The sequence below is a fragment of the Allobosea sp. 117 genome (assembly GCF_000702305.1).
GTDB lineage: Bacteria > Pseudomonadota > Alphaproteobacteria > Rhizobiales > Xanthobacteraceae > Ancylobacter.
Genome location: NZ_JNLC01000016.1, coordinates 330,525 through 346,330, shown reverse-complemented (window position 1 = coordinate 346,330; position 15,806 = coordinate 330,525). Strand labels below are relative to the sequence as shown.

The following is a 15,806-nucleotide window of genomic DNA, read 5'->3' as shown; positions in this document are numbered from 1 at the left end:
CGTGTGGTGTGTCCGGGCGATCCGGCGACCGGTCAGCCGGCCATATGCCAGCCGCCGTTGAAGTGGATCACCTGCCCGGTGACGAAGCGTCCCGAGGGGCCGACGAGGAAGCGCGCCATGTCGGCGAGCTCCGTCGGCTGCCCCGGCCGCCCCAGCGGAACGGGGCGCTCGCGGAAATGCTCCGGCAGATGGCCCTTTCGCGCGGTTTCCATATAGCCCGGCGACAGGCAGTTCACCGTGATGCCCTCGGGAGCGAACTCGGCCGCCAGCGCGCGGGTCAGCCCGGCGATGCCGGCCTTCGCGGCGGAGACGTGCGGGCGGTGGCGCACTCCGGCATGCCCCGCCACCCCGCCTATATGCAGGATGCTGGCGGTGTCGCTCCGGCGCAGCAGCGGCATCGCCGCCTGGTCGCACAGGAAGGCGCTGTCGAGGATGCTCGCCACGATGCGCCGCCAGTCCTCGTAGCTGATGCTCTCGAAGGGGGCGTCGGCGCGCTCGGCGGCGCTGTGCACGAGGATGTCGAGCTTGCCGAAGCGCGTCTCGATCGCCGCCATCATCGCCTTTACGTCTTCCGGCTCGGTCAGGTCGGCAAGCGTCACGACGGCCTGCGCATCCGGGGCGGCGGCGCGGCAGAGCGCGGCGGTCTCTTCCGCCGCGTCGGCGGAGGAGCGGGCATGCACCACCACATTGGCGCCACCCTGCGCCAGCCCGACCGCGATGGCGCGCCCGATATTGCGCGCCGCGCCGGTGACGAGCGCCACCCGGCCGGCCAGTTCTCCTTGATTTGTCATTGGTCGTTCTCCCGTTGTGCATTGGCGGGTGCGTCCCGCTTGAAGGCTTCGGTGATGAAGCCGGCGAGCTCGGCCGGCCTCTCCTGCATGATCCAGTGACCGCAGCCCTTCAGGATGAGCGTGGCGGCATCGGGCCGCGCCGCGCGCAGCGCCGCCACCCGCTCATCGAGATGTGGCACCACGGTTGGGTCCTGTTCGCCCCACGCCGCCGCCACCGGCGCCTTGAGGTCGGCGATCAGCTTCAGCGTGGTCCGGCTGCGCGAGAAGTCGCGGCTGACGAGGCCCGGCCGACGCGAGGTGTTGCGCATCTGGATCTCGACCGCGAGCGCGTCGGCTTTTTCCGGATCACGCACCATCAGCGTGCGCAGATTGTGCGCGTGCATGGCGCGCAGATCGTCCTCGCTCATGTCGCGGCGGCGGCTCCGCATGTCGAGCGGCTCGCGCTCGACGCCGAGGCCGCCGCTCGCCACCAGTACCAGCCCGGCGAGGCGCGAGCCGAGGCGGACCGATAGATACGCGGCGACCAGCCCGCCGAAGGAGAAGCCGGCGAGCCGGACTGGTGCGTCGCCGAACAATTCCCCGATTCCCAAAGCGAGGCGGTCGGCGATCAGTTCCGGTGTCGCACCGGGCGGTATCGGATCGGATTGCCCGAAGCCCGGCATGTCCGGCACGGCAAGGCGGAAGTCGTGGCTCAGCAGATCAAGCATCGGCAGCCAGTGCAGCCAGCTTCCGAAGCCGCCATGCAGCAGCACGAGCGGAGGGCCAGCGCCGAAGAGCCGCCAGACAGCGCGCTTATCGGGCTGACTGGTCGTGCGGTGGTCGGCGCGGGCATCGGCAGCCGCGATGAAGTCCACCGCTTCCGAAGGACTCACGGTCGGACCTGTCCCTCGACGCACAGGGCCCCGGTCTCGTCCCGCGCCCAAAGTCGGAAGCCGTTCCCGTCCGCCTTGCCTTCCAGCCGGATCGGCGTGCCGGCGAAGATCGGCCGCACGGCCCGGAAGGCGTAGGAACCGATCCGCATTTCGGGCTTCTCCTTGATCAGGGCGTGAATCAGCAGCGTCGCGGTCAGTTGACCATGCACCACGATCCCCGGATACCCTTCGATTTCAACGGCATAGGGCGCGTCATAGTGGATGCGGTGGGCGTTGAAGGTCACCGCCGAGTAGCGGAAAAGCATGCGGGAATCGGGAGTTGCGGGGTGCGACCAGAGCCCTCCCTCCGGCGTCGGCTGGGGCGGTGGAGCGGGCTCGCCGGGCGCCGGCGCATCGCGATAGACGAGCTTCTGCGCCTCCGAGAGAAGCACCGTGCCGTTGCGCACATAGTCATGCGTCACGGTGACGAAGGCGAGGGTGCCGCTGCGGCCCTGCTTCACCGACACGTCGGCGATGCACGAGCGCTTCTCGATCACGTCGCCGACGCGCAATGGCAGATGGTAGGCGATCTCGCTGGCCGCCCACATGCGCCGCGGCAGCTCGATCGGGGGCAGGAAGCCGCCGCGCTGCGGGTGGCCGTCCTCGCCCAGCATCGATTGGGGCGCCGAAGGCTGGAAATAGAGCCAATGAGCGGTCGGCGGCAGGATCGCGCCGTCGTCGACAGCCGCATCGAGATCGAGCGTCGCCATTAGTCCGGCGAGCGGCCAGCCGTCCAGCCGCGTCGTCGCCGTCTCGGTGCGGCCGATCCAGCTTTCGATGCCTTCCATCGCACGTGTCTCCCTGTCAGTAGTTGTTATTGCAACTACTATTGGCTCAGCCTATCATGACGTCAATGCCGAACGCGGCGCATCGAAGCCGGAAGCCTGGGAGGAAAAGAATGGCCATCGTCGAGGTCAAGACCGAGATCACCGGCAACGTCTGGAAGATCGAACGGGTTGTCGGGGATGAGGTCGGCGAGGACGAACCGATCCTGATTCTCGAATCCATGAAGATGGAGATTCCAGTCTCCGCGCCGGAGAGCGGCGAGATCGTGGAGATCCTCGTTGAGGAAGGCCAGACGGTGACCGAGGGCACCGTGGTCGCCCGCATAAAGGCGTAGTCGGCCATGAAGAAGCTCCTCGTGGCCAATCGCGGCGAGATCGCCTGCCGCATCTTCCGCTCCTGCCGCGCGCTCGGACTGTCCAGCGTCGCGGTCTATTCGGAGGCCGATGCCGCCTCGGCGCACCGTCTCGCGGCCGATGAGGCGGTGCTGATAGGCCCCGCGCCCGCCCGCGACAGCTATCTGCAAGTCGAGAAGGTGATCGAGGCAGCCCGCCAGACGGGCGCCGACGCGGTGCATCCCGGCTACGGCTTCCTGTCGGAGAATGCCGGCTTCGCGGAAAGCGTGATCGCCGCCGGCCTCACCTGGATCGGTCCCGATCCGCAGTCGATCCGCGACATGGGCGACAAGCAGCGCGCCCGCCAGATCGCCGAGGATGCCGGCGTGCCGGTGGTGCCGGGCAGCCGTCGCTTCGAGCCGGGCGACCTCGACGGGCTGCAGGAAGCGGCCGAGGCGGTCGGTTATCCGCTGCTGGTCAAGGCAGCGGGCGGGGGTGGGGGCATCGGCATGCGCCGGGTCGACGCGCCGGGCAAGCTCGAGGAGACAGTGGTCGCCACCCAGTCCATGGCGCAGAAGTCGTTCAGCAACGGTGCCGTCTTTCTGGAGCGCTTCGTGCCGAAGGCGCGGCACGTCGAAATCCAGGTGTTCGGCTTCGGCGACGGCCGGGCGATCCACTTGTTCGAGCGCGACTGCTCGCTGCAGCGGCGCTTCCAGAAGGTGATCGAGGAAGCCCGCGCGCCGGGTCTGCCGGATGAGGTGGCGCGCGCCATGGCCGAGGCGGCGGTGCGCCTGTGCGAGGCGACACGCTACAGCGGTGCCGGCACCGTCGAGTTCATCGTCGATGCGGAAAGCTTCGCCTTCTTCTTCCTGGAGATGAACACCCGCATCCAGGTCGAGCATCCGGTCACCGAGATGATCACCGGCCGCGATCTCGTCGCCATGCAGATCGACCTCGCGCGCGGTTCGCTCACGGCGTTTCCTCAAACGGAGATCGGCGCGCGCGGCCATGCCATCGAGTGCCGGATCTATGCCGAGGATCCGGCCAAGATGTTCATGCCTGCGCCGGGTCCCCTGACGATTTTCCACCCCCCTGTCGACATGGCGAATGTGCGCGTCGACAGCGGCTATCGCGAGGGCGATACCGTCACGCCCTTCTACGATCCGATGATCGCCAAGCTGATCGCCCATGGCGGCACCCGCGAGGAGGCGCGCCGCACGGCGCTTGCCGCGCTGGCCGCCTTCCGCATTGACGGAATCCGCAACAACCGTACCTTCCTCATGGCATGCCTCGAGGATGGCGACTTCGTGCGCGGCGACGTCCATACGGGCTTCATCGACGCCCATCGTACGAGGCTGCTCGCCGCGTGAGGTCACGCGGCCGGCCTGCGCAAGGAGAAAGATTTGGCCGGCAAGCTCGCCATAGCGGCAACCGACTCGCCCGATTTCATCGGCGATCTGAAGCGCCTCGGCTTCACCGAATACGAGGCGAAGATCTATGTGCAACTGCTGCGCATGCCGCCTTCGACGGCCTATGAAATCTCCAAGGGCGCCAATGTCCCGCGGCCGAACACCTATCACGCGCTGGAGGCGTTGGCGCAGCGCGGCGCCGTGCTGCCGGTCAGCGAGAATCCGGTCCGCTACGTGGCGGCCCAGCCGCACGATTTCCTGGCGGCGCTGTCGCAGCAGACGCGCGCTCTTTGCGTCGATCTCGCGGAGAAGCTCGCGACCCTCACGCCCGTCGGCGACGACCAGTATGTCTGGACGCTGCGCGGCGAAGTTGCCGTGCACAGCAAGATCGAGTCGCTGATCGCCAACAGCCGCCAGTCCGTATGGGTGAAGGCGAGCGACGTCGTTCTGCGCCGCCACAAGGAGGCGCTGCGTGCCGCAGCTCTGCGCGGCAACGACGTATTCATCGTGCTGTTCGGACCGGACGCCGAGGAGTTCCGCTTCAGCGACAACTGCCGGGTCTATATCCACGAGGGCAATGGCGTGCGCATGGGCACGACCGACAACCTCTTCACCCTCGCCATCGACCATGTCGAGACGCTGACCGCGGCGATCGAAGGCGACGTCGTGGCCGCCTATACGCGCAACCGGCCGATCGTCACCATGGCGGAATCTCTGGTGCGGCATGACTTCTACATGGCCGAGATCTTCGCGCGCTTCGGTTCGGAGATCGATGCGGCCTTCGGCCCCCATCTGCGCGATCTGCGGCTCGCCATCTTCTCGCCCGACCAGCAGAAATCCTTCAAGGAGCGCACCGGGCTGAGCTGAACGCCCGGCCCGGTTCCGGCCCGGCCTCCTCAGCCCTGCCGCTCGCTCATCCGCCTCTCCAGATGGCCGACGCCGGCGAGCGCCCGCGCCATCGGCGCGATCTCCTCGAACACCGGCACGCCGACCTGGCGCGCCTTCTCGCGATAGTGCCGGCGCCGGTCGTCGAGCTCCGGCGAGCCGTCCGTGCGCAAGGCGAGCGCGAAATGCGCGAGCCCCGGCCAGCGCGCCTGCGTCTGCTCGATGACCGCGAAGAGATTGTCGACCGGATCGACCGAGCCGCGGCCGACGAAGGCGGCGAGGTTCAGATGCATCGCCACCGCGTCGGGGCGCGCATGGGCGTAGACGATGTCGAGGATCTCGCCGGCGACGAAGCCCTCCTTCTCCTGCAGCGTACGCACCGGCGTGTCGATCGGGTTGGCGACGCTGGTGCCGGGCGGCAGCTTGAGCGCTTCGAGATGCATCCGGGCCTCGTCGGGGTAGGGGGCGACGTCGAGCCCCGCCTCCGCGAAGGCGTCGGTGCCGAGCACGCTCGATCCGCCGCCATTGCCGAACAGCGTGACCGCGCGGGTCGGCCGCTCGGGCCGCAGCTCGAAATGCTGGAGCGCCAGCAGGAGGTCGATGAACTCGTCGACGGTCGAGACCAGCAAGGCCGGCGTCTGCTGCTGAAGCGCGTCCCAGCCCTTCTCGTCGCCGGCCAGCGCTCCGGTATGCGAGGCGGCGGCGAGGCGGCCGAGGTTTGAGCGTCCGCCCTTGAGGATGACGATGGGCTTCTTCGCGCCGCGCAGCATCTCGAAGAACACGCGCCCCTGCTTGACGTCCTCGAGATAGAGGCCGATCGCGCGGGTCTGCGGGTCCTCGAGATAATAGGCCACCAGCTCGTGCGGCTTCACGTCGGCGCTGTTGCCGATGGTCACCGCGCCGCTGAAGCGCAGGCCCCGCCATTCGCCGCGCTTGATGATGTCGGTGGTGAGCCCGCCCGACTGCGAGACTATGCCGATGCTGCCGACTTCCCTGGGCGCGTCGGCCGGGAAGGTGAGACCGCCACGCGGCGAATAGGTGCCGAGGCAGTTCGGCCCGAGCACGCGCACGCCGCCCGCCTTCGCGCCCTCGACAAGCGCCTCCTGCAGCGCCTTGCCTTCCTCCACCTCGCCGAAGCCGGAGGAGATCACCTGCGCGATGGCGCAGCGGCCATTCGCTCCCGCGAGGATGCCTGGAATGCGCTCCGCTCCCACCGCGATATAGGCGTAGTCGACCGGCTCCGGCGTATGAGCGAGGCTGGGATAGGCCTTCAGCCCCTCGATCTCGGTCGCGTTCGGATGGATCGGATAGAGCGCGCCGCTATAGCCGAACGCCTTCATGCGGCGGACGAAGGTGTTGGCGATGGCGACGTCCTTGGTCGACGCGCCGAGCACTGCGACCGTCTTCGGCTCGAACAGGGGGCGGAACGTGTCGAGCGGGGAGGCGGACTGCGCCTTTCCGACCTCGCCTGCGGAATCCGGGGCGAGGATCACCCGCGCATCGACCGCCACCGCCCCATTCGCCGAGACGATGACCGGATTGAGGTCCAGCTCGGCGATCTCGTCGGCGTGGCGCATCAGCAGCCCGTCCGGCCCGCCGATGCGCAGCATCACGTCGATCAGCGCCGCCTCGTCGACGGCGGCCTCACCGCGCGCGCCCCTCAGCAGCGCACGGCCCTTGAGCTCGCCGAGCATGGCCTCGGCCTGCGCCGCGTCGATCGGACAGATGCGGAAGGCGACGTCGTGCAGAACCTCGACGAAAATGCCGCCGAGGCCGACCATCAGCATCGGTCCGAACTGCGGATCGCGATAGCCGCCGATCACCATCTCGCGCCCTGCGGGCGCCATCTCCTCGACCAGCCAGCCCTCGACAAGAGCGCCGGCGATCTTCGGCTTAACCGCCATCGCCTCGACCGCCGCCTTCACCGCAGGGCCATCTGCAAGGCGCAGCGCGACGCCGCCGGCGTCCGATTTGTGCAGGATGTCCGGCGAAACGACCTTGACCACGAAGGGGCCGGTCAGCTCATCGGCGATCCGGCCGGCCTCCTCGGCCGTGCGGGCCACGCGCGAGCGCGGCACGCGGATGCCGAAATCGGCCAGCAGCGCCTTGCCGGCCGCCTCGTCGAGGCTGGAGCGGCCCTCCGCACGGGCCTGCGCGAACAGGCTTGCGGACGAGACGGAGCGCAGGGTCTGGACATCCTGGATCGTCATGGCGTTCCCCCTCAGTAGCTCGTCGGCCAGGTGCGCATCAGGTGCTGGCCGATGCCGCCGGAGCGGCGCCGGCGCTGGATGTCCAGCATGCGGATGATCCAGGCGCGGGTTTCCTGCGGCTTCACCACGTCCTGCGCGGAGAAGATGCGCGCCATGTCCCAGATCTCGAGGTCCTTCTGGATATGCGCCAGCGCATCCTCGAAGCCCTCTTGCCCGGCGGAGAGGTTGTGCACGATGTTGGTCGCGAACACCGGGTCCATGAAGCTCACCTCGGCGTTCGGCCAGGCGATCATCGCGTCGTTGTGGGCGCCGCCGCCCATCGCGACATAGGCGCGACCATAGGCCTTGCGGCACACCACGGTGATCGAGGGCACGGTGGTGAGGCAGGTGGCGTTCATGAAGTTCATGATCTGCCCGGGCGCGCCGCGCCGTTCCGCGTCGGTGCCGACCACGAAGCCGGGGGTGTCCATCAGCCGGATGATCGGCAGGTTAAAGCTGTCGCAGAGCACGGTCAGGTCGATGATCTTGCGGCAGGCCTCGGCCGAGAGCGCGCCGCCGCCGACCTGCGGATTGTTGGCGATAACGCCGACCGCCTGCCCGTCGAGCCTCGCGAGGCCGACCACCGCCGACTTGCCGAAGCGCGGCTTCATCTCGAAGAAGCTGCCGACGTCGAAGAGGATCTCGATGATCTTCTTCATGCTGTAGACCTGCGTGCGCTTCTCCGGCAGCACGTCGAGGATGCGCTCCTGATTGTCGCCGGAACCTTCGGTGACGGGCTGTCGCGGCGCCATCTCGCCATTGTGGCTCGGCATGTAGGAGAGGAAGCGACGGATCGCTTCCATGGCCTCGGCATCGGTGTCGACGAAATGGTCGATCAGGCCGGTCTGCTCGGCATGCAGGCGCCAGCCCCCGAGCTCCTCGAGATCGACCTTCTCACCGATGGCCATGGAGACGAGGCGTGGGCTCGACACCGACATGATCGAGCCCTTCTTCATCACCGCGAAGTCGGCGCAGCAGCACATCCAGGCGGAGGAGCCGAAGGAGGTGTCGAGCGCCGCCGCCACCCAGGGCGTGTCGCGCATGCGGCGGAACTGGGTGGTGTCGTTGCCGAGCAGCGCACCCATGCCCTTCGAACCCATCGCGTCGGGCAGGCGGGCGCCGGTCGATTCGCCGATATGGACGAAAGGCATGCCGCGCTCGGTCGAGATGCGGCGGATATAGCCCATCTTCTTGGAGTTGGTGGCGCTGGTGGAGGCGCCCTTGGTGGTGAAGTCGTTCACCACCACGCCGACGTCACGTCCCTCGATCCTGCCGAAGCCGGTCAGTTTGCCGTCGCGCGGAGTCGCCTCGACATCGGCCTCGAACACGCCGGAGGCGCCGAGCAGGCCGACCTCGAAGAAGCTGCCGGGGTCGAGGAGGGTGTCGAGACGTTCCTGCGCGTTGAGCTGGCCGCGCTCGGCACGCTTGGCGAGCTTGTCGGGGCCGCCCATGCGGCGCGCGGCTTTGCGACGGCCGTCAAGTTCGGCCAGCATTCCCTCGTGGGCCATGTCGTTTCTCGTCCTTGTTCGCAGGGCCGTTCAGATGGCGACTTCGTGGATCGCCGTGGTGGCGTTCTCGACCTCGGCGCGGTCGAGCTTCGGGCGATAGCCGGCCGGCATGCGGATGGCGCCGTCCTCGAAGGGTAGGGGGTTCTCGAACAGCCCCTTGTGCGGCTTGAGGAAGCCGTTGAACTCGCCGGCATTGTCGACCGTGTCGAGCGCCACGCAGGCCTCTAGCCAGCTATGGATCTCGCTGCCGAGACCGTCGCCCAGCACCGGCCTCATGCCGTTGGCGCGCACCGCATTGAGGCCGTCGGCCAGCCGCTGCAGGCCACCGAAACGCTTCAGCTTCAGCTTGCAGAAGGCGACGCCTTCGATGTCGGCGGCGTGCGCGATGTCTTCCAGCGTGCAGATCGGCTCGTCGAGCATCAGCGGCACGGTAGAAGCGGCGGCCACCGCCGCGTTCGAGTCCCAGTCATAGGAGTCACAGGGCTGCTCGAACAGCTCGATGCCTTCCGGATCGAGCCGCGAGGCGAAGGCGATGCCCTGTTCGCGCGAATAGGCGCGATTGGCGTCGAGCCGGAGCGTGGCGCGTCCGGCGGCGGCCTTCTGCACGGCTGCGACACGCGCCAGATCGGCCTCGACATCCTTACCCACCTTGACCTTGAAGGTGCGGAAACCCTCCTTCAGCCAGCCCTCCACCTCGGCGGGAATGGCGGCGAGATCGGTCGAGTTGATGGGCGTGAGGAGCGGTTGCGGCCGGGCGTCCTCGACGTCGATCAGGCTGCTGCCCTCCATCACCTCAATGGCGGTCACAAGGGCGGTCGAGGCGACCTTGCTCGTCTCGAAGTCCTTCAGGACGAGCGCCTTCGCCTCTTCCGGCGTGCGCCCGATCATCTCCGCCATCTTGCTGAGGCAGAACGTCCAGCCGCCCTCGCGTGTCTCCGAACTCGAACCCGGAGAGATATGTGCATCGGCGAAGCCGGAGCGCCCGTCGCTGTCCTCGACCTCGACGAGATAGGGCTCGAACTCGTCGAAAGTCCGGTAGGACAGCCGATAGGGGCGGATCAGCGGCAGCCGCAGGCGCCGGAGCACGATTCGCTGCAAGGTGGGCATGGCGTTTTCCCTGAGATGGTGGCGGTTCTTGATGCCGCAAAAGGTGCGGAGTTCAGTCTCCGTAGATTAGTTGTTGCTATTGCTACTACAAACTCATAAGCTCCGCAACGAGCTTGAGTTCCTCGCATTCGAAGACCCGCCCAAACCGCCAAACGGTGCGGCTTCAAAAGGGACCCATGGAATTTCGGCATGCGCCTTCGAACGCCAGGGGCGCATCTCGGAAGAGTGTCGGGAGTTGTCGGACGATCGCGTAGCCAATGACGGAACACCGCGAAGAGCGGGGCCGGACCCTAGGGAGAACGACCAATGATCACGAGGCTGCTTCGAACGGCGGCGCTTGCCGCGGCCGTGCTGGGTTTCGCCGGTGCCGCGCAGGCGGACTATCCGGACAAGCCGATCCGCTACATCCTCCACGTCTCGCCGGGCGGCGCGACCGACGTGATGGCGCGGAAGCTCGCCATCGCCATGGAGAAGACCCTCGGTGTGCCGCTGGTGGTCGAGAACAAGGCCGGCGGGCGCGGTGCCGCGCAGCTTTCCGACCTCGCCGCGGCGAAGCCCGACGGCTACACCATCGGGGCCGTCACCAGCACCCATATCGGCGCGTTCAACCAGACGCTGAAGCAGTACAAGATCGACAGCTTCGACTGGATCGCCCGGCTGGTGAACGAGCCGTACCTGATCGTCGTCAACAAGGATAGCAAGATCCAGTCGATGAAGGATCTCATCGCCGCCTCCAACGAGCGGCCGGGCAATGTGGTCATGGCTGGCTTCGTGCGCGGCTCGGGCGGCCATTTCGCCTGGGAGATCATGGCCAAGGCCGCCGGCGTCGACAGCAAGAAGGTGCGCTGGGTGCCCTATGACAGCGTCGGTGACGCGGTGACCGCCACGCTCGGCGGCCATGCCGAGGCGGCGATCGCCTATGTCGATCTCGTCAAGACGCATGTCGACGCCGGCAATCTCCGCGTCATCGCGGTGATGGCCGACCAGCGCGTGCCGCAGTTCCCGAATGCGCCGACGCTGAAGGAGCTCGGCTACAACGCCGACACCTCATGGCAGCAGATGCGCGGGATCATCGGCCCGAAGGGCATGCCCGACGACGTCAAGGCGAAGCTCGCCGATGCCGTGAAGAAGGCGCTCGAGACCCCCGAGCTCAAGGCCTACATCACGGAGTCGAGCCTGGTTCCCGCCTATCTCGGTCCCAAGGACTTCACCGCCGACGCGGAGAAGCAGGACAAGATCACCAAGCAGTGGATGGAAGCGCTCGAACTCACGCGCTGACGGCTTTGTCGGCAGGGTCGGGCACGCCCGGCCTTGCCTCCCTCTCTCGCTAAAACAGGAGGCCTCCCATGTCCGGTCCCTCCCTCGATCCGTCCGCCGCGCGATGCAATGTTGCCGCGGATGACGCCCCACCCTTCGAATGCCGCATGGAGATCGGCGATCTCGTCGCCGGCGCCGCGCTGTTCGCCTTTGCGGGCCTGTTCTGGGTGCTCGGCGGCGAGATCGACAATGGCGGCTTCGGCGTCGGCGCCGCCGATTTTCCGCGCGGCATCGCGCTGCTGCTCGGCGTCGCGTCCCTGATCCTCTTCGCCAACGCCGTGCTGCGTCTGGCGCGCGGCGATACGCAGGAGATGCTCTGCATCGGCCGTCCGGCGCGAGTCGCCATGGGGATGGCGCTGCTGATCGCCTTCCCGCCGGCGATGTCCCACATCGGCTACTACCCGGCGATGGCCCTGTTCATGGCGGCGCTGCTCTGGGTCGCCGACTGCCGCAGCCCGCTGCGCATCGTCGCCTATGTCGCCGGCTTCCTCGTCTTCAGCAAGGTCGTCTTCGAGATGATCCTGTCGATCCCGCTGCCGTGAGGTTCTGATATGTGGGACGGATTTCTCGCCGGTCTTTCCGCCTTCTCGTCCTGGCAGGTCATGGCCGGGCTGCTCGGCGGCGTGGTGATCGGCTATGTCGTCGGCGCGCTGCCAGGCCTTTCCGCCGGCGTCGGCATGGCTCTGCTCATCCCCTTCACCTTCGGCCTCGATCCGGTGGTCTCGGTGGTGATGCTGGTCTCGCTCTACATGGCTTCGGAATATTCCGGCGCGATACCGGCGATCCTCGTCAACACGCCGGGCGAGCCGTCCTCCGCCATCACCGCGCTCGACGGCTACCCGATGCGCGAGCGCGGCGAGGCTGGGCAGGCGCTCACCCTGTCGATCCTCGGCTCAGCGGTCGGCTCCGTGCTCTCCACCATCATGCTGATCTTCACCGTGGCGTGGATGACGAAGATCGCGCTCGCCTTCGGCCCGGCGGAGTATTTCGCCCTCGCCGTGCTCGGTCTCAGCCTCATCTCGACGCTGGCCGGCCATTCGGTGCTGCGCGGGATCATCGCGCTGCTGTTCGGCCTGCTGCTCACCACCATCGGCACCGATCCGGTCGACGGCATCATGCGCTATGTCGTCTCCGACGGTCTGCTCGGCGGCATTCCCTTCGTCGCGGCGCTGATCGGGCTGTTCGGCCTCTCCGAAGTGCTGAAGATGCTCGAGACCCGCGGCGACCAGACCACCCCGCTCAAGGACCTGCCGGGCCTCTCCGCGCAGTTCGGCCTGCTCAAGCCGCATACCGGCAACGTGATCCGCTCGACCTTCGTCGGCTACATCCTCGGCGTCATTCCGGGCGCCGGCGCCACCATCGCCTCGATCACCGCCTATTCGCTGCAGAAGCGCCTGTCGAAGTCGCCCCAGACCTTCGGCAAGGGCAATCCGGAGGGCGTGGTGGCCGCCGAGACCGCCAACAACGCCTGCATGCCGGGTGCGCTGGCACCGATGCTGGCGCTGGGCATTCCCGGCAAGGCGAGCACGGCGGTGCTGGTCGGCGCGCTCGCCATCCAAGGTGTCCGCCCAGGCCCGCTGATCTTCACCCAGCACCCCGAGATTCCCTATTCGATCTACATCGCGCTGCTGGTCGGCATGCCCTTCATGGTGGCACTCGGCCTGTTCGGCTCGCGGCTCTGGGTGCGGCTGACGACCATTCCCGCCGGCGTGGTGACTGCGATGGTCTGCGCGACCTGTCTGCTCGGTGTCTTCTCCGAGTCCAACGACATGTTTGCGGTATCGATCGCGGTCGCCTTCGGCATCGTCGGCTATCTCCTGTCGAAGGTGGAGATCGAGCCGGCGCCGATCGTGCTCGCCCTCGTGCTCGGCTACATGATGGAATCGAACTTCCGCCGGGCGCTGGTGATGTCGGGCGACGATCCGGCGGTGTTCTACACCAGCCCGATCGCGGCCTTCTGCCTCGTCAGCGCCCTGATCGTTTTCGTGCTGCCGCTGCTGCAGAACTTCCGCAGCCGTCGCAGCGAAGGCGAGCACGCGAAGATGGGAGGCAACCCCTCCAAGGTGTGAGCGGCTGGCTCATCCCGTCCGATCCGGTAAGGTGCGCGCCGGGATCGGAACGGACGAGGTGAAGCCATGACCATCAGGATCGGCGTCGGCGGCTGGACCTTCGAGCCCTGGCGCGGCGCCTTCTACCCCGACGGGCTCGCGCAGAAGCGCGAGCTCGAATTCATGAGCCGCAAGCTCACCTCGATCGAGATCAACGGCACCTATTACGGCTCGCAGAAGCCGGAGAGCTTCGCCAAATGGCGCGCGGAGACGCCGGACGGCTTCGTCTTCACCCTCAAGGGCCCGCGCTTCGCCACCAACCGCCGCGTACTGGCGGAGGCTGGCGAGTCGATCGACCGCTTCTTCGCGAGTGGCGTCACCGAGCTGAAGGAGAAGCTCGGCCCGGTGAACTGGCAGTTCATGGCGACCAAGAAATTCGATCCGGCTGATTTCGAGGGCTTCCTCAAGCTGCTGCCGAAGGAGGTCGACGGCCTGCCGATCCGCCATGCGGTCGAGGTGCGCCACGACAGCTTCAAGGCGCCGGATTGCGTGGCGCTGGCGCGGGAATACGGCGTCGCCGTGGTGGCGGCGGGCGATTCCGAATTCCCGTTGATCCCTGACGTCACCGCGCCCTTCGTCTATGCGCGGATCATGGGCACCAGCGAGGAGGAGCCGCTCGGCTATGGCGCGAAGGCGCTCGATGGCTGGGTCAAGCGGGCGCAGGCGTGGGAGAAGGGGGAGGTTCCGCCGGACCTTCCTGCGGTGGCGCTGCCCGCGGAGGACAAGGGCAAGCAGCACGAGGTCTTTCTCTACGTGATCAGCGGCTTCAAGGTCCGCAACCCGGCGGCGGCCATGGCGCTCATCGAGCGGCTGTGATCATCTGCGGCCGGCCGATTCTTAAGAGCCGCCCGGGGACCGTCGCGTGAGCATCACCATCTACGGCATCAAGAACTGCGACACGATGAAGAAGGCGCGCGCCTGGCTCGACGGGCGCGGCATCGCCTACGCCTTCCACGACTACAAGGCCGAGGGCATCGACAAGGCGCACCTCAAGGCATGGGCCAAGCAGGTCGGCTGGGAGCTGCTGCTGAACCGCGCCGGCACCACCTTCCGCGCGCTGCCCGAGGCGGACAAGACCAGTATCGACGCCGACAAGGCGATCGCCCTGATGCTCGCCCAGCCCTCGATGATCAAGCGTCCTGTGCTCGACCTCGGCAACCGCATCCTTGTCGGCTTCAAGCCTGACATCTACGAGGCGGAACTGCCGGCCGGGCGGTGAGTGTCGGGTTCAGATGTCGATGTCGGCCCATATCGCCGCGTGGTCCGAGGCGGCGTGGATCGGCTTCTCGATATCCTCATAGACCTCCCATTTGCGTGGGCGCACGCCGGGCCACGCGCCCTTGCGCCAGACGCCTGCTCCGGTCACCCGCGCGAACAGAGCCGGAGACAGCAGGATGTAGTCGATCTTGCCGGAAGCGGTGGCGCCCCCATAGGTGCCGGGGTGACCGTCATTCACATAGTTGGAGTGGGCGCTGACGTCCCTGAGGTCCGTTGCCGAAAGGAGCGGCGTCAACGGATCGCGTTCCTCGTCCGGCGGAGTGTCGTTGAGATCGCCGACGACCGCGACCAGGTCTTCGCCGGCATCGCGTAGCCGGCCATAGATGGCCGCCACCTCGGCGGCCTCCTTGCGGCGTGTTTCGTTCGAGGAGCTCTGCGAGCCGTAGCCCTTGCTCTTGAAGTGGTTGACCAGCAGCCAGAGCCGCTGGCCGCCCGGCAGGCGGATGGCGAACTCCGGGCAGTCGCGCCGGAAGATGCGCTCGCCCGCCTCATCCGTCGCATCGACGTGGCTGCGCATCATTTCGATGGGAAAGCCGGGCCGCGTCATGACGCCGACGTCGATCCCGCGGTCGTCATTGCCGTCGATCAGCATGACGTGCCGATAGGCGAAGTGCCAGTGTGCCTCCAGCACGGCGGTGTTGAAATGACGGAGCGCGACGCGGTTCTCCGCCTCGATGACGCCGAGGATGTCGGCGGCGACATCGGCGATGACACGCGCGGTGTTGCGGGTCGCGCGCTCATTCACCGCTTCCTTCTTCAACTCGATCCAGCCGATCCAGCTCTCCCGTCCGTCGGCCACGATCTGGATGCCACCGGTCTGCGGGCGCTTCAGCAGCTTGCCGTGGTTCTGCCGCAGCATGACGAATTCGCCGTCATCCTTCTTCTCGAGGCCGGCATCGATCAGCAGGGCGGCGATCTTCTGCTTGATGGCGTCGGTGTAGACCGGCTCGCTGAGCAGGGCGTTCAACTTTGAGAACAATTCGAGGATCGGGCGTCCCTCGCTCCAGCTCTCCTGGTTGAGCGCGCGGGCACGTTCGAACATGTTCTCCACATTGAAGGATGCGATGCGCATGGGCTACCTCCCCTAAGGTAATAGGGGATGCTACACATGCGTGTATGTCAATA

General features: G+C 67.2%; 15 protein-coding genes. 8 read left to right on the top strand and 7 right to left on the bottom strand.

What is annotated here, in order from left to right:
* Positions 1-32: 32 nt before the first annotated feature.
* From U742_RS0118315 to U742_RS0118305, 3 genes are read right to left on the bottom strand one after another with little or no spacing between them, the layout of a single operon-like run.
* Positions 33-791, bottom strand: a complete 759-nt coding sequence (locus U742_RS0118315; RefSeq protein WP_029355647.1) for an SDR family NAD(P)-dependent oxidoreductase — start codon at positions 789-791, stop codon at positions 33-35.
* Positions 788-1,663: an alpha/beta fold hydrolase gene (locus U742_RS22250; protein ID WP_197028287.1), complete on the bottom strand. Its 876-nt coding sequence runs from the start codon at positions 1,661-1,663 to the stop codon at positions 788-790. The genes U742_RS0118315 and U742_RS22250 overlap by 4 nt, the downstream gene beginning before the upstream one ends.
* Positions 1,660-2,490 carry an HTD2 family dehydratase gene (locus tag U742_RS0118305; RefSeq protein ID WP_029355643.1) on the bottom strand — a complete coding sequence of 277 codons (831 nt, stop codon included), beginning with the start codon at positions 2,488-2,490 and terminating at the stop codon, positions 1,660-1,662. Before U742_RS0118305 ends, U742_RS22250 begins: the two co-directional genes overlap by 4 nt.
* Positions 2,491-2,600: 110 nt before the next feature.
* On the opposite strand from U742_RS0118305, the gene U742_RS0118300 reads away from it, so the two are divergent.
* From U742_RS0118300 to U742_RS0118290, 3 genes are read left to right on the top strand one after another with little or no spacing between them, the layout of a single operon-like run.
* On the top strand, positions 2,601-2,822 hold the full coding sequence (locus tag U742_RS0118300; protein WP_029355641.1) for an acyl-CoA carboxylase biotin carboxyl carrier protein subunit: 222 nt from the start codon (positions 2,601-2,603) through the stop codon (positions 2,820-2,822).
* Positions 2,823-2,828: 6 nt separating this feature from the next.
* Positions 2,829-4,190: an acetyl-CoA carboxylase biotin carboxylase subunit gene (locus U742_RS0118295; protein ID WP_029355638.1), complete on the top strand. Its 1,362-nt coding sequence runs from the start codon at positions 2,829-2,831 to the stop codon at positions 4,188-4,190.
* 33 nt (positions 4,191-4,223) lie between these two features.
* Positions 4,224-5,096, top strand: coding sequence for a TrmB family transcriptional regulator (locus U742_RS0118290; protein WP_051661314.1), 873 nt, complete (start codon positions 4,224-4,226; stop codon positions 5,094-5,096).
* A gap of 29 nt (positions 5,097-5,125) precedes the next feature.
* Here the strand turns inward: U742_RS0118290 and U742_RS23020 are convergent, their stop codons facing one another.
* From U742_RS23020 to U742_RS0118275, 3 genes are read right to left on the bottom strand one after another with little or no spacing between them, the layout of a single operon-like run.
* A complete protein-coding gene (locus tag U742_RS23020) occupies positions 5,126-7,324 on the bottom strand; it encodes an acetate--CoA ligase family protein (RefSeq protein WP_081853088.1) in 2,199 nt (732 codons plus the stop codon).
* 11 nt (positions 7,325-7,335) lie between these two features.
* A complete protein-coding gene (locus U742_RS0118280) occupies positions 7,336-8,871 on the bottom strand; it encodes an acyl-CoA carboxylase subunit beta (protein ID WP_029355633.1) in 1,536 nt (511 codons plus the stop codon).
* 30 nt (positions 8,872-8,901) lie between these two features.
* Positions 8,902-9,978, bottom strand: coding sequence for a mandelate racemase/muconate lactonizing enzyme family protein (locus U742_RS0118275; RefSeq protein ID WP_051661313.1), 1,077 nt, complete (start codon positions 9,976-9,978; stop codon positions 8,902-8,904).
* A 306-nt stretch (positions 9,979-10,284) separates the two neighbouring features.
* On the opposite strand from U742_RS0118275, the gene U742_RS0118270 reads away from it, so the two are divergent.
* The 5 genes from U742_RS0118270 to U742_RS0118250 all read left to right on the top strand — a co-directional run bounded on the left by U742_RS0118270 (position 10,285) and on the right by U742_RS0118250 (position 14,622).
* Positions 10,285-11,256: a tripartite tricarboxylate transporter substrate binding protein gene (locus tag U742_RS0118270; protein ID WP_029355629.1), complete on the top strand. Its 972-nt coding sequence runs from the start codon at positions 10,285-10,287 to the stop codon at positions 11,254-11,256.
* 68 nt (positions 11,257-11,324) lie between these two features.
* Positions 11,325-11,837, top strand: coding sequence for a tripartite tricarboxylate transporter TctB family protein (locus tag U742_RS22665; protein WP_081853087.1), 513 nt, complete (start codon positions 11,325-11,327; stop codon positions 11,835-11,837).
* A gap of 9 nt (positions 11,838-11,846) precedes the next feature.
* Entirely contained in the window at positions 11,847-13,364 is a 1,518-nt protein-coding gene (locus U742_RS0118260; protein WP_051661311.1) for a tripartite tricarboxylate transporter permease, read from the top strand.
* Between the two features lie 66 nt (positions 13,365-13,430).
* Positions 13,431-14,219 carry a DUF72 domain-containing protein gene (locus tag U742_RS0118255; RefSeq protein WP_029355622.1) on the top strand — a complete coding sequence of 263 codons (789 nt, stop codon included), beginning with the start codon at positions 13,431-13,433 and terminating at the stop codon, positions 14,217-14,219.
* Positions 14,220-14,265: 46 nt separating this feature from the next.
* On the top strand, positions 14,266-14,622 hold the full coding sequence (locus U742_RS0118250; protein WP_029355621.1) for an ArsC family reductase: 357 nt from the start codon (positions 14,266-14,268) through the stop codon (positions 14,620-14,622).
* A 9-nt stretch (positions 14,623-14,631) separates the two neighbouring features.
* On the opposite strand, the gene U742_RS0118245 is transcribed toward U742_RS0118250, so the two are convergent.
* A complete protein-coding gene (locus tag U742_RS0118245) occupies positions 14,632-15,753 on the bottom strand; it encodes an endonuclease/exonuclease/phosphatase family protein (RefSeq protein WP_029355619.1) in 1,122 nt (373 codons plus the stop codon).
* Positions 15,754-15,806 lie beyond the last annotated feature (53 nt).

Bases quoted from the DNA above. Each gene is read 5' to 3' on its own strand.
- U742_RS0118315 (WP_029355647.1), bottom strand. From the start codon at position 791: ATGACAAATCAAGGAGAACTGGCCGGCCGGGTGGCGCTCGTCACCGGC.
- U742_RS0118305 (WP_029355643.1), bottom strand. From the start codon at position 2,490: ATGGAAGGCATCGAAAGCTGGATCGGCCGCACCGAGACGGCGACGACG.
- U742_RS0118300 (WP_029355641.1), top strand. From the start codon at position 2,601: ATGGCCATCGTCGAGGTCAAGACCGAGATCACCGGCAACGTCTGGAAG.
- U742_RS0118295 (WP_029355638.1), top strand. From the start codon at position 2,829: ATGAAGAAGCTCCTCGTGGCCAATCGCGGCGAGATCGCCTGCCGCATC.
- U742_RS23020 (WP_081853088.1), bottom strand. From the start codon at position 7,324: ATGACGATCCAGGATGTCCAGACCCTGCGCTCCGTCTCGTCCGCAAGC.
- U742_RS0118280 (WP_029355633.1), bottom strand. From the start codon at position 8,871: ATGGCCCACGAGGGAATGCTGGCCGAACTTGACGGCCGTCGCAAAGCC.
- U742_RS0118275 (WP_051661313.1), bottom strand. From the start codon at position 9,978: ATGCCCACCTTGCAGCGAATCGTGCTCCGGCGCCTGCGGCTGCCGCTG.
- U742_RS0118270 (WP_029355629.1), top strand. From the start codon at position 10,285: ATGATCACGAGGCTGCTTCGAACGGCGGCGCTTGCCGCGGCCGTGCTG.
- U742_RS22665 (WP_081853087.1), top strand. From the start codon at position 11,325: ATGTCCGGTCCCTCCCTCGATCCGTCCGCCGCGCGATGCAATGTTGCC.
- U742_RS0118260 (WP_051661311.1), top strand. From the start codon at position 11,847: ATGTGGGACGGATTTCTCGCCGGTCTTTCCGCCTTCTCGTCCTGGCAG.
- U742_RS0118255 (WP_029355622.1), top strand. From the start codon at position 13,431: ATGACCATCAGGATCGGCGTCGGCGGCTGGACCTTCGAGCCCTGGCGC.
- U742_RS0118245 (WP_029355619.1), bottom strand. From the start codon at position 15,753: ATGCGCATCGCATCCTTCAATGTGGAGAACATGTTCGAACGTGCCCGC.